We start from the raw sequence: 19,813 nt of genomic DNA on the forward strand, positions 1-19,813 counted from the left end.
CCCCCGCGTCGCCACTTGAGGAGCCCTGCGCTTGCCTAATCTCGATACTGCCCGCCCGTTGTTGCTCGCCCTGTTGCTCAGCGCCTGCGCCTCGCAGCCTACCAACGACAGCCATGCCCGCTTGATGAAGCTGGCGCAGGACGTCGAGCGCCGCGGCGATCCGGCCAGCGCCAGCTCCCTGTACCAGCAGGCGACCCAGCAACCGGGCGCAACGGCCGCGACTTGGCAGCATCTGGCCAAGGCGCGCCTCGACAGCGGCGACGCACGCGGCGCCGAACGGGCCTACCGGCAGGCGCTGGAACTGACGCCAGACGATGCCGAGCTGCAACTGGGGCTGGGCACCGCGTTGTTGCACCTGGGTGAACTGGAGCGCGCCGCGACCACCTTGGCCAGTGCCGCCGCTCGCCTGGAGAGCCCTGTCGCCTACAGCAGGCTCGGCGTGGCCGAGGTGCTGCGCGGGCAGCCGGGCGCGGCCCAGGTCGCCTTCACCCGAGCGGTCGCCCTCGAACCGGAGGATCTCGACGCCCGCTACAACCTGGCCCTCGCCCAGGCACTCGACGCGCAGCCGCAGCAGGCGCTCGCGACCATCGATGGCCTTGACCGCTCGCCACGCATCCAGCCGCGCCACCAGCGCAACACCCTGTTGATTCTCGTGCTTAGCGGCCAGGCCGAACGCGCCGCGCGCCTGCCGCTGGACAACGCCACCGTCGCCGAGCGTGACGCCCTGATCGCCGAGGCGCAGCGCATCGCGGCGATCAGCGATCCCGCCGCCAAGGCACGCGCTTTGGGCCTGATCCAGGCCGACTAGCCACCGGCTCATTGCGCACCTCGGCGGGTGTCGGTCTGGCTCTGTTGCTCCTGTTGCCGGCGCCGCTGTTCTTCGGTTTGCACACCGTTCAGATAGAGCTGCGCGGCCCGGCCGACCGGTGCCGCCATGGCTGTGCCGGTCTCACGACCTTCGAGCAGGTCCTCACGACGCTCCACCATCTGCAGCAGATTCAGGCCGTTCGCGCAGCCGGGCGGCAGCATCGCGGGCGTGCCGTCTCCCGGCTGATCGGGCACCACCGGCGCGAGGCAGGCCTGGGGTAGCAGCAGCCGCTGCCCCTCGGCGGTGGTCAGCCCGGCGTAGCCCTGTGGATAGGCGCGCGGCTCCAGGTGGGTCTGGCAGCCCACCAGAGTTACAGCGCCCAGAAGCACCAGGGCCGGTACGGGAACACGCATCAGCGCCTTCATTGGACGTAGAACCCGAAGGGGCCGCGAGACAACTGGGTCACCTCGCCGGACATGGCGGGCGCGGTATCGAGCGGCGTGGCCAGCGACGGCTGGCGGACCGGGTCGACCAGATACGGCGTGATGAGGATGACGAGCTCGGTCTCGTTGCGCTGGAAGCGCTTGGAGCGGAACAGGTTGCCCAGCACCGGCATATCACCGAGCAGCGGCAGCTTCTCGATGTCCTGGCTGCTGTCGCGCTGGAACAGCCCGGCGATTGCGAACGTCTGGCCGCTGCCGACCTCGACCCGCGTATCGGCGCGGCGCACGCGAAACGCCGGGACGCGGAAGCCGGAGATGTCCACCGGGCTAGTACCCATCAGGCTGCTGACCTCGGGACGCACCTGCAGGGCGATCCGTCCGCTGGGCAGCAACGTCGGGTTGAACAACAGCGAAACACCGTAGGGCTTGTACTCGATGCCGATCATTTCGCTGTTCACCGGCACCGGAATCGGCACCTCGCCACCGGCCAGGAAGCTGGCCGTCTCGCCGGTCATGGCGGTGATGTTCGGCTCGGCGAGGATTTCCAGCACGCCATTGCTTTGCAGCGCCTCCAGCATCGCATCGATGTTGACGTTGCCCGAGCTGACCCCGGCGCTGATCAGATTGGCCGCACCGGTCAGGCCGCTGCTGGTCACCAGGCCAAAGGAAAAGGTGCCGTTGTTGAACAACGCGCTCCAGTTCACGCCATAGCGCAGCAGCTCTTCACGCGACACCTCGGCGAAGCGCACTCGAATGTTGACCTGCGCGGAGCCGTTGACGGTCGCGGTGTTGACCGGCTCGTCGCCGGCCGGGTCCATCAGGGCATTGAGGCTGATCGCCTCGGCCACGCTGCCCGCCTCCCCGCGAGCGATCAGCCGGCCACCGGCGCCCTGGACAGTGACGCCGCTCTTTGGTGCGAGCTGGCGCATCGCCTGGGACGCCGGTTGCGCATTGGCATTGACCGACAGTTTCAGCGAGGCAATTTCGCGTTCCTGGCCGTCCAATGCGATGAGGCTGGTCTGCCCGGGACGCTTGCCGAACACGTAGATCGTGCCGGCCGAGACCACCTGCAGGTCGGCGATGCCGGGCTCGGCGACCAGCACCGAATCCACCGGCGAGTCGAAGCGCAGTACGCGCCCTTCACCCGCGGCGAGCTCGACGGTTGCGGTGCTGCCGCGGCCGATCGTCTGCGCGCTCAGCGGAACGGCGGTCAACAGGGCGAGCGCCAGCGCGGCGTAGCGTAGAAGGTTCGTCATGATGCGCTCGCGAGGCGTGTGGTCTTGCGGGGCGTAGCGTCCGGCCTGACAGGCTGTGGCAGCGCCAGGCTGGTGAGTACGTGCAAGCTGTACTCCGGCGCCAGCTCACGGTAAGCGAGTACGCTCACGTCGAGGTCCTCGCGCAGAGCCAGGCGGCGAATGCAGCGGCGCAGTTCCGGGCGCACCACCAGCACGCCACGCTGGCCTGCCGGCAGCTCGACACAGGCTTGCTTGAGCTGGGCCGCGAGCGGTCGCACCAACTCTTCGGGCAGCATCTCGCGAGCAGCATCGAGGCGGCGCATGGCGCCGCGCAGCCGCTCCTCGGACTCGGGCTGCAGCACCCAGGCCGCGATCACGCGGTTGCGATCAGCATGCTGATGGCTGATCTGGCGGGCCAGCGCTGAGCGCAGGTGCTCGACCAGCCGCACCACATCACCCTCGCGCCCGCCCCATTCGACCATCGCTTCGAGCAGGGCCCGCTGGTTGCGGATCGAAACGCCCTCCTCGACCAACAGGCGCAGCGCTTCGGCCATGCGCTGCAACGAGACCAGCCGCAACGCTTCCTTGATCAGCTCGCCATAGCTCGGCTCGATGCGCTCGAGCAGCTGGCGGGTCTCCTGGATGCCGAGGAAATCCCCGGCGTAGCGGCGCAGGGTGCGGTCGAGCACCTCGCGCAGCAATTCGTCGGCACGCAGGTAACCGATGCCGGCCTGTTGCAGCTGTGGCTCGTGCTCGCTGGCGACCCAGTGCGCGGGGCGCCGGGTCAGTGGCGACGTGGCTTGCTGGCTCGGCAGGTTCAGCAAATCGAGATGCAGCGGGTCATCCTGCAGCAGCACGTTACCGGCCGGAACCTCGCCCTCAGCCACTGGTACCCCTTCGAGCGCCACGCTGAAACGGTGCTCCGCACCGCCCATCTCCACATACAGCCCCGGCACCGGAAACGTGATCCCAAGGTCGGCCTGCAACTCGTTGCACAGCGCTTCGATCCGCTGCTGCATGGGTTGCAGCGGCACCCTGACAGCGAGCCCAGTACCCAGCGTGAGCAGCACTCGGCTGTCCGGCATCGCCGCCGGAAGTGGCTGCGCGTCGCTCTCGGCCTCGGCCAGAACGGGTTCAGGCAAGGTCTCGGGTTGTTCCGCCTCGGCTGCCGCAGCGCTCCGGCGTGACAACCGGTAGGACGCCAACCCCAGGATCAGCGCCAGGCCCAGAAACACCGCTGCCGGAAAACCTGGCAGCAAGCTGACGCCTGCGAGGATGGCGGCCGTGAGTCCCATCGCACGGGCGCTAGAACCAAGCTGCTGGAAAATCTCGCTGCCCAGGTCCTGGTCGCTGCCCTCGTTTTTGACCCGCGTGACCACGGTGCCCGCCGCTACCGAAATCAGCAGCGCCGGAATCTGCGCAATCAGACCGTCACCAACGGTGAGCAGCGAATAGGTATGCACGGCGTCGGAAAACGCCATGCCGCGATCGAGCATGCCGATCAGCAACCCGCCGATCAGGTTCACCGCGAGGATCACCAAGCCGGCGATGGCGTCGCCCTTGACGAACTTCATCGCCCCGTCCATCGCGCCGAACAGCTGGCTTTCGCGCTCCAGGTCCGAACGACGCTGGCGTGCCGTGGCCTGGTCGATGTCGCCGTTGCGCAAGTCGTTATCGATGCTCATCTGCTTGCCCGGCATGGCGTCGAGCGTGAAGCGCGCTGCCACCTCGGCCACCCGCTCGGCGCCCTTGGTGATGACGACGAATTGCGCCACGGTGATGATGAGGAAGATCACCAGGCCGACCACCACCTCGCCGGCGATGACGAAGTCGCCGAATGCCTTGACGATGTTGCCCGCATCGCCATCGAGCAGGATCAGGCGCGTGGTGGTGATCGACAGCGACAGGCGGAACAGCGTGCTCAGCAGGATCAGCGGCGGCAGCGCGGACAGCTCGACCGCACGGGTGATGTAGAAGGCCACGATCAGGATGAGGATGCTCAGCGCGATGTTGGTCCCGATCAGCAGATCCACCAGGTAGGTGGGCAGCGGGATGATCATCATGGTCACGGCCATCAGCATGAAGGCTGCGATGACCACATCTGTGCGCTGCGCGGCGAGCCGGGCCAGGCCGTTGAGTCGGGCGGTCAGGTTCATTGACGCTGGCGCTCCCTGAGGTAGTGCTGGAAACAGTCGCGGGCTTCTTCCTGTTGGCCGGCATGCCAGCAGGCGCGGCTGCGCAGCAACAGGCTCGCAGGCGTCTCACCTTCGAGCACGACCAACCGCTCCAGCGCGCGCAAGGCGCGCGTTCCGTCACCCTGCGCAGTGAAGGCGATCACCAGGTTGCGCAGCAAGGCGGCATCGTCCGACAGCGCCTGGCTGGCCAGCAGGAACATCACCAGCGCCTTCTGCGGCTGGCCGCCGCGCTGGTAGATTTCGCCCAGGCCCTGGAGCAGCCGTGCGGCCTCACGATCACGGCTCGACATCACGCCAGTTCCTCCTGCCGATAACCATCGAGCAACTGGCGCCATTCGATTTCCTGTGCGATCACCGCGTCGGCTAGCGCGAGGGTCTGCGGGTCGGCCTGCAAGGCCGGCAGGAGGTGTTCACGTGCATGCTCGAGCAATTCGAGCGCACGCGAGCCGGAAAACAGCGACGGATCGAGGCTACCGACCTCGCCCAGTTGTTGCAGGTCACGCTGCAGCGAAAAGCGGTCGCCCGCGCCACGGTGCTTGAGCAAGGCCTCGAAATCGGCAGCGCGGCGGGCCGAGTCGGTGCGCGCCGGCTCACCCGCCGGACGAACCGGCGCGGTAGACAGCGCGGGATCGAGCCTCATGCTCAACCCTCGTCCGCTTCGGTGTTCAAGGTGAAGGCGAAACGCTCATCGCCACGGCCGAGCACGACCCGATCCGCGTCGATCGATTGCAGTGTCCAGCCGCCTTCCAGCGCCGCGCCGGGGTACAGGTGCCCGCCAGTGGCGTCGATTACGTAAGGGTTGTCACCAAACCAAACGGCCTGGAAGCGCACTTCGGGGCGCTTGAACGGCTCGCGAAGGCTGATATCGCTATGCAGCGGCACGTGGCGGCCGTGGCGAACGTCGAAGGCTCGTTGCAGTGCGGCCCAGCGTTGGTGCTGTTCCGCCGTCAGGCTGCCCTGAGCACGTAGCTGGCCGCCCTGCTGGCGGATGTCCAGCGCGTCGAGCCCCGCCGCACGGGCGTCGCGCTCGAGCTCGTCGCGAACCTGATCGAGCGAGGGGCGCTGCGCCGCGGGAGTGGTCAGTGCCGATTCGACGGCCAGGTGAGCCTGGAGGGGCGCTGCGTCTTCGCGCAACACGGCCAGCGCGCCGGCCCCGAGCGTCATGAACAAAATGGCCATCACCCATTGCAGGGTGCCATTCCAAGCCGGCGTGGAGGCGGCTTCGCTGGCTCGGGCTGGTGCCTCGAGCTTCAACCGCGCTTCGCCAATGCTGAGTTCCAGTGGCAGTTGGGCGCGGTACCCGCTGCCCTGCTCGACCGCCACACTGCGGCCGTTAGCGGTGGTGACCCGGACGTCACCGCCCAGCGCCTCCACCGAGACATGACGCGCCGTCAACCGCAGCGTCACATGAAGCTCGGCGACACCCGCGTCCCCGAGTACCAGATCCGATTGTTGACCCGCGCCGATGCTGCAGGTCGCCATGTCCAGCGGAAGCGATACGCCCTGGTGCACCCCTTCGAGCACGTTGAGCGTCGGGGTGTGATGGTGGTCGATACCTGACGGGATGGAAGCCATGGCTGTCATCTGGATCACCTATCGAAACCAGGCGCGTCGAGCCGACACGCGAGGGCGGAACCTGAAGCTGCGTGCGGCGAGCTGCCGCGCCGCAGCCGTTGACGAGAAACGCGCAGGCGATGCCAAGGCACCGCCCACGCGCCCAGGTCAGTTCTGAGGACGCTGCTTGGTGGCGTCGAGCTCAGCTTTTTTCGCCGTGGTGATCTCGGTGATCTTGGCGGACTTCTCAATTGCCATGTCGAACACAGCTTCCATCTTGGCAATTGCTGCGTCGGTGTTGCCGCTGCTCACTGGGGGAGTAGTGCTCATCGGTGTCTCCTGAGAATTTGAAAGGCGTTTGCAGATGAGGTGATGCGGGTGCATCGCGTTACCGCCGCAGGTCGCCGCCCGCTCGTGACGGGCTTGATCTACCGCAGTGATTTCATCCTAGAAGCAGGCGCAGGCCGCCTGTTGTGAAAGGTTGTGAAAGCTCATGAAGCTATGCCTTTGCGAGCAATCACTTAGCGTGGCCGATTGCGCAGGCGTCAATAAACCGCCTTACGCTCGAGCTGCGCCGGCCTATTGCAGGCCGTACTTCTTGACCTTGTCGAAGAGCGTCGTCTTGGCCAGCCGCAACGCCACACTTGCCTGGCTGAGGTTGCCGCCATGGCGCTCCAGCGCCGCCGCCAGCAGGCTGCGCTCGAAGGCTTCCACGGCTTCGCTGAAACCGGGCGCCGGCACGTCGCCGAGCTGACCGGGCTTCTTGAAGATGGGCAATCCGAGGGCGAAACGTTCGGCAACGTTGCGCAACTCACGCACGTTGCCAGGCCAGTCGTGGGCCAACAACGCGGCCAGCGTCGGCCGGTCGAGCTCCGGCGCCTGGCGATCGAATCTTAGAGCCGATTGCTGAAGGAAATGCTCGAACAGCAACGCGATGTCCTCGCGCCGCTCACGCAGCGGCGGCAGCTCCAAGGTGACCACGTCGAGTCGGTAATAGAGGTCGCTGCGAAACTCCCCGGCGCGGCCCATCTCGGCGAGGTCCGCCTTGGTGGCGGCGATGATGCGGCAGTCCAGCGTGATGGATTCGTTGGAGCCGAGCCGTTCCAGGCAATGCTCCTGCAGCACCCGCAGCAGCTTGATCTGCAGGTTCAGCGGCATGCTCTCGATCTCGTCGAGAAATAGGGTGCCGCCGTTGGCGTACTCCATCTTGCCGATGCGCCGTTTGGTCGCCCCGGTGAACGCGTGGGCCTCATGACCGAAGATTTCGCTCTCGAACAGGTTCTCCGGCAGGCCACCGCAGTTGAGCGCCACGTAAGGCCGCCCGCGCCGTCCGCTGCTGTCGTGCAGGCAGCGGGCAATCAGCTCTTTGCCGGTGCCGGTCTCGCCGACGATGAGCACGTTGGCATCGGTGTCGGCCACGTTGGTAATGAGTTCACGCAGTGCTTCGATGGCAGGCGAGCGACCGATGATGCGTTGCTCCAGTGCCTGACGGCCGGCGAGGTGTCGACGCAACTGCGAAACTTCGCGGGCCAGCCCGCGCTGTTCGAGCGCGCGACGTGCCACCTCCACCAGCCGCTCGGGCGAGAACGGTTTTTCGATGAAGTCATAGGCGCCGTTGCGCATCGCGCCGACCGCCATGCCGATGTCCCCGTGGCCAGTGATCAGTACCACCGGCAGGGTCGGATCATCCTGGTGGAGGCGCTCGAGCAATTGCAGGCCATCCATGCGTGGCAGCCGGATATCGCTGATGACGATCCCGGGAAAGTCGCGGCCGACTCGCTTGAGCGCCTCTTCGGCGCTGCCGACGCCGATACAGGCGATGTCTTCGAGCTCCAGCGCCTGGCGGCAGCCGAGCAGTACGTGGGGGTCGTCTTCAACGATCAGAACGGTGAGGGTTTCGGTCATGAGGCGCGGCTATCCGGGCTCGAGCATTGCGTGACCCGCGGCAGGGTGAGAATGAACGCGGCACCTCCCCCTGGCGGATGAGTGACGGCCAGGGTGCCGTTGGCAGCGGCCGCGAGGCTCGCCGACAAGGTCAGCCCCAGCCCAAGGCCGGCATCGCCGGGCTTGGTGGTGTAGAAGAGTTCGAACAAGTGATCGCGCGCCTGCGGCGGGATGCCCGGGCCGTTGTCGCGCACCTCGACGAGGTATTCGTCGCCCTGCTCCCGGCCGGTCAACCACAGCCGCGGCTCGGGCTGACCGCGCAGTGCATCGAGGGCGTTGGCGATGAGGTTGACGAGGATCTGCTCCAGGCGTGTCTGGTCGATGGGCAGCGTCACCGGCTCGTAGTCGTGCGTAACCTCAGGGCGCACCGCTTCGAGGCGTGGGTGCAGCATTAGCAGGGACGCCTCGATCGCCGTGTGCAACTGGGCATGGCCCGTATCATCAGTGCCGCGCGCGAATGAACGCAGGCTGCCGGTGATCTTGCCAATGCGGTCGACCAGCTCGCTGATGGATTCGAGATTGGTACTGGCCGTTTCGATCGCGCCGCGCTGCAGAAAGCGCACTGCGTTGGCCGAGAGCGTGCGCAGCGCCGCCAGCGGCTGGTTGATCTCGTGGGCGAGATTGGTCGACATCTGGCCAATGACCGCCAGCTTGCCGGAGCGGACCAATTCGTCCTGCGCCAGGCGCAAGGTCTGCTCGGCCTGCAGGCGCTCGCGAATCTCGGCCTTGAGGCGTTCGTTGGTGGCACAGAGGTCGGCGGTGCGCACGTCGATGCGCAGCTCCAGCTCGCGGTTGGCACGCTCGAGCGCTTCGCGTGCATCGAGCCGGGTGCTGATTACCTTGCGGCGCTGGTTCCAGACGATCAACAGCACGATCAACAAGGCACAGCCGGCCGCGGCCAGCATGGCGTTGCTCAGCGCATTGCGGCGCTCGTCCTCAAGCGGCGCCAGCAGGGTCAGGTGCCAGGGCGTGTCCTCGAGCGGCAGGCTTTGCGACAGGTAGTCCAGCGGGGCGCTCGCCGCATCGTGCAGGCTGTCGTCGTAGCGGACCTGCTCCAGGCCGTCGCCGAGCGAATCGCGCTCACGCAGCCGCAGTTCGTCCAGCCGCCACCAGGAATACTGCAGGCTGTTGGCCAGACGCTCACGGGTCGCGAGGCTCAGCGGGCGGATCGACTTGAGCCGCATCGCCGGGTCGCTAGACAGGATGATCACGCCGTTCTCGTCGCTGATGTATGCATCCACCTGCGCACGTTTCCAGCGCTGTTCCAGGGTGTCGAGCCGCACCTTCACCACGGCCACACCGTAGATGCTGCCTTGCGGGTCGGCCAACCCGTGCGCGAGGTAGTACCCAGCTTCGCCCCGAGTGCTGCCGATGCCGTAGAAGCGCCCGGGCAGGCCGGCGATGGCGTCCTGGTAGTAGGGGCGAAACGACAGGTCCTCGCCCATGTAGCTGTCCGGCGCGAGCCAGTTGCTTGTCGCGACCACATGGCCGGTGCGGTCGAGCACGTACACCGCCAGGCTACCGCCCCGCTCGTTCAACCCCTGCAGGTAGCGATTGACCTCGCGCTGGCGCCCGCGGTCGCCGGGTTGCTGCAACAGCTGCCGAACCCCCTCATCCAGCTCCAGCAGGCTGGGCAGGTAGATGTACTTGCTGATCTCGCTCTCGACGGCGCGGGCGTGCAACTCCAACTGGCGCTCGCCACTTTCGGCTAGCCGCTCGATACCCGCATGCTCGCCGATGACGAAGGTGACGTAACCGCAGCCGAGCACCAGCAGCAGGGCCAGCACGGGCAGCAATAGGCGTCGGAGGCGGCGTTTTCTCACGGTGACGGGCATACCGAGGCGAAATCCTTTGCAATGACCCTTACGAGATGAAGGGCGTTCCTCGGCAGGGGCAAGCGGTCGAACGAGCGGAGCGAGTGGTCATCGCGGCGCACTGTGCCGTACAGGCGCCGCGTTCGTTCGAGCCGTCAGAATGGCTCAGCGCACCTGATCGAGCCACTTGTCCAGATCGCGACGGCTGATCTTGCCGTCCTCCCTGGTGTTGTTGGAGTGATACCGGATGGTATCGAGAAACTCGAAGAATTCTGAGTGCTCCATCAGAAAACGCACGGCCTCACGTTGCTCCTCGGTGGCCTCATGCTTGCCGCTGAGCAACTTCTCGAAATCCTTGTCGCTGACGATATCGTCGCTGCCTTCCCAGTCATCCCAGCTGTCGGTGATGAGGTCGATCTTGTCCTTGTGCTCCTCGTAGAACGCCTTGTCGAAGCGGCTGCTGTGCACGACCAGGTCCTTGGTGGTGTCTCGGAACCAGTCATCTCCAATGCGCTTGTCCTTCTCGACCTTCTCGGTGAATTCCTTGAAGTGTTCGGGCTGCGCTTCCCACACGGGCATGGAGTCGGGGAACCACTCGCGATACTGCTCGTTGTTCTTCAGGAAGGTGTAGTTGTGCTCATAGCGCACGTGGATCAAGTAGTTGAGCTTGTCCCCCCAACCTTCTTCCAGCACGCCGTCCTTCTCCAGCCCGCGGAAGAAGTCGCGCACGCCTTCGGCTGTCTTCTCGTCGCGTTTCATCGCCGTTACGCCGCCGATGATCGCGGCGATCAGGCCGATCACCGAGCCCGCCGCACCCAATACCGAGGACGCAATGGCCGCGCCGCCCACGCCAAAGGCCGCCGCGATGCCGGTAATGCCCATGCCGGTGCCGAACGCGCCGGCGCCGATCTGCAAGCCCTTGGCCGCGAATTCCTCGGGCGTGCCGCCTTCCTTGATGAGCTTGTCCAGCCCCATACCGCCCAGCACGATATCCAGGATGCCACCGGCCGAGTCGGCCATGCCGCCGATGGCCGACAGCGCACCGCCGATCCACTGCATGCGCTGGTTCTTGCGCACCGAGTCCGCATCCGGGGCGTTGTTGCTGATGGCATCGACGTGGTTGCTGACGCGATCACGCTGGTCATCCGGTAACGCGGTGATGGTGTCTTCCAACGCGGGTCGCGAGGCGGTCAGGCGGTTATCGAAGGCCTCCCAGAAATTCTCTGGCGTGAAGGGCTTGCCGAAGTCGGGGTTCTCGATCTGTGGCTTCTTATCGGGCGAGCCCAGCGTGGGGTCGAGCATCTCCAGGGGGATGTCGGTGGTGAGGTCCGGCTTTTTCGGCGGGTGGCGTTTGTCCCACACGGTCTCGCGCAGGTCCTTGCCGATGCCCAGCGCGTCGGCAAGCCCGGCGTTCTTGAACATTTGGTCGAAGGCGCCGGTGACCATGGTGGCCGTTGGCGCCAGCACACCAACGAATGACAGGAAGTTGCGCGCTACCTCGATCCGCTCCGCCGCGGTTTCGCCGAAGTTCAGCCCGCCATCAGACATCTTGTAGATACCGGCGACCATGCCCAGCATCCCGGCCGATGAACTCAGCACGCCATGCTTGGCCAGCGAGCCAAGCACGCCACCGACACCGCCGCGCTGATCCAGCGGAATCTTGGCCTTGTCCATGGCCTTGTTCAGCTCGTCGCCGGTGATGGGCTTGGGCTGGGCACTGGGGTCGTTGAGGTTGGCCACGGCGCGGTCGCGCACGACCTCCTCGATGGCCGGCCTGGCGTTGGTCAGGTTCTCGACCATTTTCTGTTCGCTGGGCTTGAGCTCCAGCTTTTCCTGACCCTTCTCCTTACCGCCACCGAAGTAGTAATTGAAAATGTCCGAACCGCGCTTGGAGCCGAACACTGTCGACATCGTGGTCGCGATCATGGTGGTGACGACGTCGCTCGTGGCCTTGTCGATGTTCTCGGATCCGACGCCCTCGGCGCCGTCTTCGAATATCTCGTTGAGTTGCTCGATAGGCACGCCGAACTTGAGTTCGATATCGATCTGTTCGGCCAGGTCAGGGTCGAGCGCGCGCAGCGACTGCATGTCACTGGCGTAACGCGCCTCGGCGACTTCGCCCTTGCCGTCCGCCTTCAGCTCTTCGAGCGCCTCCTGGTATTCGGGGTCGCGCATGGTGTCGGCGATCTTGTCGCGCAGCTCGTCCTTGTCCTTGACCTTGTCTACCGCTTCTTTGAAGAACTTCTCGTTGTCCTCGATGATCTCCGGCTCGTTCGCCAGCCGCAGCAGTTCCTCGCCCAGGGCGTTCTCGTCCATCAGGCCGCGCATGTCGGCCGGATCCATTTCGACCTGATCCGGCAGGTAGGAGGTGTTGTCTCCCGTACCGAAGGCATTGCGGTTAGTGGTGTAGGGCAGGTACTTGAAGCCACCGCTGAGCGTCGCCTGGGCTTCGAGCAAGCGCAGGTATTTGGCCTTGTCCGAATCTTCCGGCTCGTCCTTGTAGGCCTCCTTGAGCTTTTCGTAGTAGAGCTCGCCGACCGTCTTGTCCTTTTCGGTGGTCTTGGCCCGCATCAGGTCGGTTTCCTCGGCCGTCGGCAGGTCTTTGTCCTTGAACACGTCGTCTGCGCTGGACTGCTGCCCCTCGACCTGATCGCCATGCAGGGTCGCGAACTGTTCCGGGGTAAGGCTCTCGATCACGATGAACTTGCCGCGCCCCGGCACCTCGATGGCCTTGACGCCATCGGCCAAGGTTTCGACTTTCGAGTCGCCGGTAATGACGGGGGTGTCTTGGTCAGGCTGCAAGACGGTAAAGCCTTCGTCGTCGATCTTTTCCATGATCGCCTTTTGCTGAGCGTCCATCTTCTTCAGCTCTTCGTAGGCCTCGGCGTTGTACTCCTTCGAGACGGCGTAACGCTTGCCATCGGCTGTCTCGAACATCGCCGTGCCATGCTCGAAGAGAAAGCCGTCGCCTTCCTCCGCGACGGTCAAATTGAAGCCCGTGTCGAAGTACACGGCCGCATCCATGTCGAGAAAACCAGGGCCGATGAAGCGCAGCGAACCAAGCTCCGGAAGCGAATCACCCGGCTCAACCACCTCGAAGCCACGGGCCTCGTATTGCCCCAACCATTTGCTGTGTTCCTCCGATAAACCGGCCTTTTCCCAGGCTGGCCCGCCCTCGACCTCACCGCCATCGAGCATGGCCTTGGCCTGCTTGTGCAACTCTGGGTGCAGATCTGGATGGATCAGCACCTCTTTCCCGTCCTTATCGGTGACGAGGAGCATGTCGTCCCAGAGCAGCAGCCGATCACCAGTGCGCGCCTGCCAATGGTCGTCGACATTAGCGATGTCGTCCTTGTCGAGCGTGAAGTCGTTTTCCGCCAGGGGCGGTTTGTTATCCAGATAGGGGCCGCGATCCTCGAGGATTTCTTCGCGCCGCTCATCGCGCCCCTTGTTCTCGTCGGCACGCTTGAGGATGGTTTCGAAGACCCCGAGCAGCGGGTTTACGAGGGTGTTGGGCAGGGTTTCGCTAGGGACGACTGGATCGGTTTTGCTCATGGCGCGGGGCTCCCGGGGGGTGGAACGAGGTGCGCATGACAACTTCGAGAGACGAGCCTGGCCACTGTCATCAGAGCGAACTAAACGCGGGTCATCTGCGCCGTGGACGTCCTTATCGATCGGTCCGAGTCGAAGCCGGGCATGAACAGCTCTCATGTCCGCGGGTGTCGGGTCATTGAAGCAACGTGATCCGCACCGCTCAACGCAGAACTGTCATATTTCACAGCTTTTCACAGGCCCAACGCCCCGCAAACGCCGAGAAGATCAGGCCCGTTCGCTCAGCCCCAGCCGGATGCCCAACCCGACCAACACGGAGCCGAGCACCCGATCCAGCCAGAGGCGGAGCCGCTGATTGCCCCGCAACGCCGAACTCGCCCGAGCCACCAGCAGCACCAGCGAACACTCGATGACGATCGCCACCAGCACTACCAGCACGCCGAGCACCAGTAGCTGCGTGGCGACAGCGCCCTGCTCGGGTCGCACGAACTGCGGCAGAAACGCCATGAAGAAGATCGCCGCCTTGGGATTGAGGATGTCGACGAGAATACCCTGCCGATACGCCTGCCAGCCGTTGGTGCGCGGCGCTGGGCGCAGGCTGAACTGGCCGCCAGCCGAACGCAGCGTCTGAATACCCAGGTAGAGCAAGTAGGCAGCGCCCACGTATTTGACGACTGTGAAGGCGAGGGCCGAGGTCGCCAGGATTGCCGAGAGGCCCAGCGCCGCGGCGACCACATGCACCAACGCGCCGCTGCACACCCCGCACGCCGAGGCCACACCGATGCGGCGGCCGCCACTGAGCGTACGCGACAGTACGAACATTAGGTCCGGCCCCGGTGCGATGTTCAACGCTATCGCCGCCGAAAAGAACACCCACCAATACGTTGCGTCGCTCATGACCGCCCCACTCCACAAAACCCGCCGGAAACTCCCACTCTAGACGGCTCTCATCCCAGCCACCAGGCGAAGCCCGTCGAGGATCCACATGCAGCTCGTCGGAAAACTGGCGAAGCTTCTCATTTTCGACTTTTTATTGTCACGACACTGAACTAGGTTTCGGGGAGAATTGTCGGAGCCGACCGACCGCGGCAAGGATTACCGGCTTCACCGGTGTGCCCATCATGCAAAGGAAATGCTCATGATCGATAAAGCGTGCTCCGCTCTCGTATCCACCCCCTCTCGAGTCACTCTGTTGTCCCACAGCGAAGTCCTGGACACCGCCCTGCGCCAATACCTGCACGAGCTGCCGCAACTGCGCATGAACCGCAGTACCGTTCTGCGTGGCCAGCCGGACATGGACCTGGTGCTGATCGATGTCGCCAGCTTCGCCGGCCCGGAGTGCGAACGCCTGCTGCGCCAGCTGCGTGACGTGCCGACCGCGCTGATCAACGCGCAACCGGATCAGGCCCGCACCCTGCTCGTCCGGCACCCCTGGATCCGAGGCGTGTTCTATCCCTCGACCAGCCGCAGCATCTTGCAGCGCGGCATCGCCACCATCCTCGAAGGCGGCGACTGGCTGCCCCGCGCTCTCATGGAGAAGCTGCTCGGCCGCTACCGCGAACTCACCAGCGCCTCGCGCGCCATCGACGACCTGTCCGAACGCGAGAAGCAGATCCTCGCGCTCGCCGGCAAAGGCCTGTCGAACGCCGAAATTGCCGAGCGCCTGCACCTGAGCACCCACACCATCAAGAGCCACATCCATAACGCTCTTGGCAAACTGGGGGCGTCCAACCGTGCACAGGGCGCATCCCTGGTGCTCGGCCACGTTGCCGAGGCCCTGGCTTGACGACCCTCGCGCGGGGGGCGGGCCTGTTCAGCAGGCCTCTGGCGATTGCCAGCAACCCGCGCGAAGCCGCAACGCTCAATGCCATCAGGGCACGCCGGCAGCATGCCAACTGGTTGCGTGCGAAAAAACGTAAAGAAGTCCAAGCATCGTTTGATCTCATCCCCGACCTAGCGAAGGACCTGTCATGACCCGGCTCCACCCTCCCGCCGGCCTGCTGGCCTGCCTGTTGCTCAGCACCAGCGTCGGCGCGACCGAACTGGTCTACTCCCCCGTCAACCCGTCGTTCGGCGGCAACCCGCTCAACGGCGCCTGGCTGCTCGGCAACGCCCAGGCGCAGAACGACACCAAGGACCCGAACGCGCTCGATCGCTCGTCGCTGACCGGCACCTCGGCGCTGGACCGCTTCACCAGCCAGCTCGAGTCGCGCCTGCTGTCGGACCTGCTCGGCGACGTGCGCGATGGCAAGACCGGCTCGATCACCACCGACGATTTCATCGTCAGCATCATCAACGACGACCTGGGCAATCTGGTGGTGAACATTACCGACCGCTTGACCGGCGAGACCTCCGAGATCGTGATCGGACAGAACTGACTAGGAGCAACTAAAGGCCATGAGAAGCCTAATTGTCGCCATGGGGATGATGGCCCTGCTGCAAGGTTGTGCCGTGCGTGATCCGATGCCCGCCGACCAGGAAACCCCAACCCTTACCCCACGTACCTCCACTTACCAAGACCTGCTCGAATTACCGCGCCCCAAGGGTCCGCTGGTCGCCGCTGTGTATGGCTTCCGGGACCAGACCGGGCAATACAAGCCGAGCCCGGCCAGCTCGTTCTCTACTGCCGTCACGCAGGGTGCGGCGAGCATGCTCGTCGATGCCATGCAGGCCAGCGGCTGGTTCATCGTGCTGGAACGCGAAGGGCTGCAGAACGTACTTACCGAGCGCAAGATCATCCGCGCCTCGCAGGCCAAGCCCGACGTAGCACCGAACATTCAGAACGAGCTGCCATCGCTGCTGGCGGCGAACATCATCATGGAAGGCGCCATCGTCGCGTACGAAACCAATGTGCGCAGTGGCGGCCAGGGTGCGCGCTACTTGGGCATTGGTGTCTCGCAGGAATACCGGGTCGACCAGGTCACGGTGAACCTGCGAGCGGTAGACGTGCGCAGCGGCCAGGTCTTGTCCAATGTCATGACCACCAAGACGATCTACTCGATCGGACGCAACGCCAACGTTTACAAGTTCATCGAGTTCAAGGAGCTGCTCGAGGCCGAAGCCGGCTACACCACCAATGAGCCCGCTCAGCTCTGCGTGCTGTCGGCCATCGAGGCCGCCGTCGCGCACTTGATCGCGCAGGGCGTGGACCGCCGCCTCTGGCAAACCGCCGACAGCTCCCCCTCCGTCAAGGACGCGCTGGCCAAGTACCGCAGCATGCCTACCAAGCTCTGACCATCCGATCCTGACGATCAAACACTGACCATCAGGCACTGACCCGCCCGTCGCCCTTCACTGGTGGCGGGTTACCCCCCTCCTCGCGTTCAGCGTCGCCCCAAAACGGAGCAGCCCCACGGCCCGCTCCGCTTATTTGAGGCATTGGTCAGGAATTCACGCCCCATCAGGCCCCGCCCTGCGGCGTTGCCGCCTGCTTAATTCCATGAAAAATCAGGGCTTCTGTGTTATTTACGCTGCGCCTTATCACTTGGCGCGGGCATTGCTTTACGAGCAAAGCCTGACCGCTTGGACAACTACTACAAGCAGTCTCAACTGCACCCCAAGGAGCACACGATGAAACGCAGCCTCACCACCGCCGCGCTCGCGGCCGGGTTGATCCTCAGCGGCCACGCCATGGCCGCGCCGATGTTGTGGCAGAACAACAGCCTGACCTACCTGTACGGCAAGAATTTCGCCGTAGACGCCGGCGAAATCCAGCAGACCATTACCTTCGAACACGCCAGTGGCTGGACCTGGGGCGACATGTTCCTGTTCGTCGATAACAAGTGGTACAACGGCCTGTCCGGCGGCGAAGGCCACACCTACTACGGCGAATTCAGCCCGCGCCTGTCGCTCGGCAAGCTCACCGGGGCCGACCTCTCCTTCGGTCCGGTGACCGACATTCTGCTCTCGGCCACCTACGAGCGTGGCGAAGGCCGCAACCGCAACTACCTGCTCGGCCCGGCCGTCGACCTGAAGGTGCCCGGCTTCGACCGCCTGGCGATCAACACCTATTACCGCAAGCCCGACGGCATCACCGGCAAGCCGGGCGGCCAATGGCAGATCACCCCGACCTGGGCGATCACCGTCCCAGTCGGCAAGTCCGACATCCTGATCGACGGTTACATCGACTGGGTCGTCAACGACGCCGGTTCCAAGTCCAAGGGCGACTACCTCGCCAAGAACTTCCACTTCAACCCGCAAGTGAAATACGACCTGGGCAAGGCGCTGGACTATACCCCCGGCACGCTTTATGTCGGTGTCGAGTACGACTACTGGTCGAACAAGTACGGCATCGAGGACAGCAGCGCCTTCAACACCGATAACAACGTGACCAACTTCATCGTCAAGGCGCATTTCTAAACGCGCGCCTGCGGGCCGGCCGAGCGTTGAGCTCGGCCATCGCAGAAGTCGGGCCGGCCGGTGGCCGGCTCTCTCGCGGGGCGCGACTCCCCCACCGCTTGCCGCAACTCAGCTTCTCGTGGGCGGCCTGTCGTCAGGCCAAAGCATCTATGTTGGTTCGGCTCAGCGACCGCAGCGAGCCGGTTATCGTCGCCCCTCCCCATCAGGCATCATTGATCAGCACGGTGGCGGCCGGACGCCACTGCTCAGGGGCAAGGGACCATGAACAAGAACGAAGCGACATTGCCGATCTATACCTCCACCGGAAAACCCGCAGGACGCATTCGTCAGAAGAACGAAGAGACGATCCTCACCGCCGCCGCGGAAGAGTTCGCCCGTCACGGCTTCAAGGGCACCAGCATGAGCGCCATCGCCCTGCGTGCCGGGCTGCCGAAGGCCAATCTGCATTACTACTTCACCAGCAAGCTCGGACTATACGTCGAGGTCATGCGCCACATCCTTGAGCTCTGGGATACGGCCTTCGATGACCTGACTGTCGATGACGACCCGGCACAAGCGCTGGCTGACTACATCCGCATCAAAATGGAGTTTTCACGACGCAACCCGGAGGCTTCGAAGATTTTCGCGATGGAGGTCATCAGTGGTTGCGAATGCCTGTCCGAGCACTTCAACCAGGACTACCGCAACTGGTTCCGTGGCCGCGCTGCCGTGTTCGAGGCCTGGATCGCCGCCGGCAAGATGGACCCGGTGGACCCGACACACCTGATCTTTCTGATCTGGAGCGCCACGCAGCACTACGCTGACTTCTCCCACCAGATCCAGCGCGTTACGGGTAACAAGCGCATGACCCGCAGCGACTATGCCCTGGCGACCGAGAACCTCATCCGCATCATTCTCAAGGGCTGCGGGTTGACGCCACCGCCTGAGGCATGAGCGGTGTCGTCGCCTGGCTCAGGGCTGGCGCCTGAACACCAGCGCCTTGAGACCGCTGTTAGCGCTGATATCGGGGAATTCCGGGGGGTTGGCCAGCCGCTCGACGAACCGGAGTTCTGGCGCTTCGGCGGCCACGCCCTGGACGAGAAAGTCCGGCCCAGTGTCCGGGTCGTTGATGCAGGCGAGCACGGTGCCGGTAGCGGTCAGCAACTCGGGCAGGCGCCGCAGAATTTTGGCGTAGTCCCGGCTTAGCGCGAAGCTGCCTTTTTGAAACGATGGCGGGTCGATGATTACCAGGTCGTATGGGCCTAACTTCTTGACCTTACCCCACGACCTGAAGAGTTCGTGCCCAAGGAACGCGACCTCCTCCAGGTCATGCGCGTTGAGGCGGTGGTTGTCGCGCCCGCGGCTCAACGCGGCTCGCGCCATGTCCAGGTTGACCACTCGCTCGGCGCCGCCGGCAATGGCCGCTACGGAAAAGCCACAGGTATAAGCGAACAAATTCAGCACATGTTTGCCACGGGCCTGCTCACGAACCCAGCGCCGGCCGTAGCGCATATCGAGAAACAAGCCGTTGTTCTGCTTGATGCCAAGGTCCAGCTTGAAGCGTAGCCCGCCTTCGTTGATCACCCACTCCTCGACCGGCTCACCGACCAGCCGCTGCATGTGGCTGTCTGGCAGGTAGCGATGCTGCAGCAGCAAGGTATGCGCCCCACTTGCCTGCCACGGCTGGCCTTCGGTGAGCGCGATCAGCATATGGATCAACGCCTCGAGTTCAGCCTCTGCCGGCTGACGAAACAACGAGACCAGCACCACGCCCTGCAACCAATCGACCGTCACCTGCTCCAGCCCCGCCCAGCAGCGCCCTCGGCCATGGAAGAGTCGCCGGGCTTCGTCCGGCACCTGCGATAGCGCCTGGATCAGGTGTTCGCGGAGGGTGGCAAGAGCATTGAGGTTCATGGCAAAGGCCGTTTGG

Annotated in this window: 19 protein-coding genes; 7 read left to right on the forward strand and 12 right to left on the reverse strand. The window is 64.6% G+C overall.

What is annotated here, in order from left to right:
• Nucleotides 1-31 precede the first annotated feature (31 nt).
• Nucleotides 32-808, forward strand: a complete 777-nt coding sequence (locus tag M1D78_RS15145) for a tetratricopeptide repeat protein (protein WP_437420817.1) — start codon at nt 32-34, stop codon at nt 806-808.
• An 8-nt stretch (nt 809-816) separates the two neighbouring features.
• Here M1D78_RS15145 and M1D78_RS15150 read toward each other — a convergent pair whose 3' ends face one another.
• From M1D78_RS15150 to M1D78_RS15200, 11 genes are all read right to left on the reverse strand, one after another.
• Nucleotides 817-1,221 (reverse strand): hypothetical protein, encoded by a 405-nt coding sequence (locus M1D78_RS15150; RefSeq protein WP_437420818.1) that lies wholly within the window; start codon nt 1,219-1,221, stop codon nt 817-819.
• Between the two features lie 8 nt (nt 1,222-1,229).
• Nucleotides 1,230-2,507: a type II and III secretion system protein family protein gene (locus tag M1D78_RS15155; protein WP_437420819.1), complete on the reverse strand. Its 1,278-nt coding sequence runs from the start codon at nt 2,505-2,507 to the stop codon at nt 1,230-1,232.
• Nucleotides 2,504-4,642 (reverse strand): type III secretion system export apparatus subunit SctV, encoded by a 2,139-nt coding sequence (sctV, locus tag M1D78_RS15160; RefSeq protein WP_437420820.1) that lies wholly within the window; start codon nt 4,640-4,642, stop codon nt 2,504-2,506. Before sctV ends, M1D78_RS15155 begins: the two co-directional genes overlap by 4 nt.
• Nucleotides 4,639-4,971 (reverse strand): tetratricopeptide repeat protein, encoded by a 333-nt coding sequence (locus M1D78_RS15165; protein ID WP_437420821.1) that lies wholly within the window; start codon nt 4,969-4,971, stop codon nt 4,639-4,641. The genes sctV and M1D78_RS15165 overlap by 4 nt, the downstream gene beginning before the upstream one ends.
• Nucleotides 4,971-5,321 (reverse strand): hypothetical protein, encoded by a 351-nt coding sequence (locus tag M1D78_RS15170; RefSeq protein ID WP_437420822.1) that lies wholly within the window; start codon nt 5,319-5,321, stop codon nt 4,971-4,973. Before M1D78_RS15170 ends, M1D78_RS15165 begins: the two co-directional genes overlap by 1 nt.
• Nucleotides 5,322-5,323: 2 nt before the next feature.
• On the reverse strand, nt 5,324-6,265 hold the full coding sequence (locus M1D78_RS15175; protein WP_437420823.1) for a SctD/MshK family protein: 942 nt from the start codon (nt 6,263-6,265) through the stop codon (nt 5,324-5,326).
• A 138-nt stretch (nt 6,266-6,403) separates the two neighbouring features.
• Nucleotides 6,404-6,565, reverse strand: a complete 162-nt coding sequence (locus M1D78_RS15180; protein ID WP_174236515.1) for a hypothetical protein — start codon at nt 6,563-6,565, stop codon at nt 6,404-6,406.
• Nucleotides 6,566-6,814: 249 nt separating this feature from the next.
• Complete coding sequence (gene aauR / locus M1D78_RS15185; protein ID WP_457933597.1) at nt 6,815-8,092, reverse strand: two-component response regulator AauR; 1,278 nt, start codon at nt 8,090-8,092, stop codon at nt 6,815-6,817.
• Between the two features lie 44 nt (nt 8,093-8,136).
• Nucleotides 8,137-10,014 carry a sensor histidine kinase gene (locus M1D78_RS15190; protein WP_437420825.1) on the reverse strand — a complete coding sequence of 626 codons (1,878 nt, stop codon included), beginning with the start codon at nt 10,012-10,014 and terminating at the stop codon, nt 8,137-8,139.
• Nucleotides 10,015-10,158: 144 nt separating this feature from the next.
• On the reverse strand, nt 10,159-13,548 hold the full coding sequence (locus M1D78_RS15195) for a hypothetical protein (RefSeq protein WP_437420826.1): 3,390 nt from the start codon (nt 13,546-13,548) through the stop codon (nt 10,159-10,161).
• A gap of 264 nt (nt 13,549-13,812) precedes the next feature.
• Nucleotides 13,813-14,442, reverse strand: coding sequence for a LysE family translocator (locus M1D78_RS15200; RefSeq protein ID WP_437420827.1), 630 nt, complete (start codon nt 14,440-14,442; stop codon nt 13,813-13,815).
• A 241-nt stretch (nt 14,443-14,683) separates the two neighbouring features.
• Here M1D78_RS15200 and M1D78_RS15205 point away from each other — a divergent pair, with 241 nt between their 5' ends.
• The 6 genes from M1D78_RS15205 (at nt 14,684) to M1D78_RS15230 (ending at nt 18,837) form a co-directional block, all read left to right on the forward strand.
• Entirely contained in the window at nt 14,684-15,331 is a 648-nt protein-coding gene (locus M1D78_RS15205; protein ID WP_437420828.1) for a helix-turn-helix transcriptional regulator, read from the forward strand.
• On the forward strand, nt 15,328-15,519 hold the full coding sequence (locus M1D78_RS15210; RefSeq protein ID WP_437420829.1) for a hypothetical protein: 192 nt from the start codon (nt 15,328-15,330) through the stop codon (nt 15,517-15,519). Before M1D78_RS15205 ends, M1D78_RS15210 begins: the two co-directional genes overlap by 4 nt.
• Entirely contained in the window at nt 15,516-15,923 is a 408-nt protein-coding gene (locus M1D78_RS15215; protein WP_437420830.1) for a curli assembly protein CsgF, read from the forward strand. Before M1D78_RS15210 ends, M1D78_RS15215 begins: the two co-directional genes overlap by 4 nt.
• 19 nt (nt 15,924-15,942) lie before the next feature.
• Nucleotides 15,943-16,779: a CsgG/HfaB family protein gene (locus M1D78_RS15220; RefSeq protein ID WP_437420831.1), complete on the forward strand. Its 837-nt coding sequence runs from the start codon at nt 15,943-15,945 to the stop codon at nt 16,777-16,779.
• 336 nt (nt 16,780-17,115) lie between these two features.
• A complete protein-coding gene (locus tag M1D78_RS15225) occupies nt 17,116-17,904 on the forward strand; it encodes an outer membrane protein OmpK (protein ID WP_437420832.1) in 789 nt (262 codons plus the stop codon).
• A 261-nt stretch (nt 17,905-18,165) separates the two neighbouring features.
• On the forward strand, nt 18,166-18,837 hold the full coding sequence (locus M1D78_RS15230) for a TetR/AcrR family transcriptional regulator (RefSeq protein ID WP_437420833.1): 672 nt from the start codon (nt 18,166-18,168) through the stop codon (nt 18,835-18,837).
• Nucleotides 18,838-18,855: 18 nt separating this feature from the next.
• Here M1D78_RS15230 and M1D78_RS15235 read toward each other — a convergent pair whose 3' ends face one another.
• The gene (locus M1D78_RS15235) at nt 18,856-19,797 is read right to left on the reverse strand and encodes a class I SAM-dependent methyltransferase (RefSeq protein ID WP_437420834.1); all 942 of its coding nucleotides are present in this window, start codon (nt 19,795-19,797) and stop codon (nt 18,856-18,858) included.
• Nucleotides 19,798-19,813 lie beyond the last annotated feature (16 nt).

The sequence above is a fragment of the Pseudomonas sp. SA195 genome, from assembly GCF_054131565.1.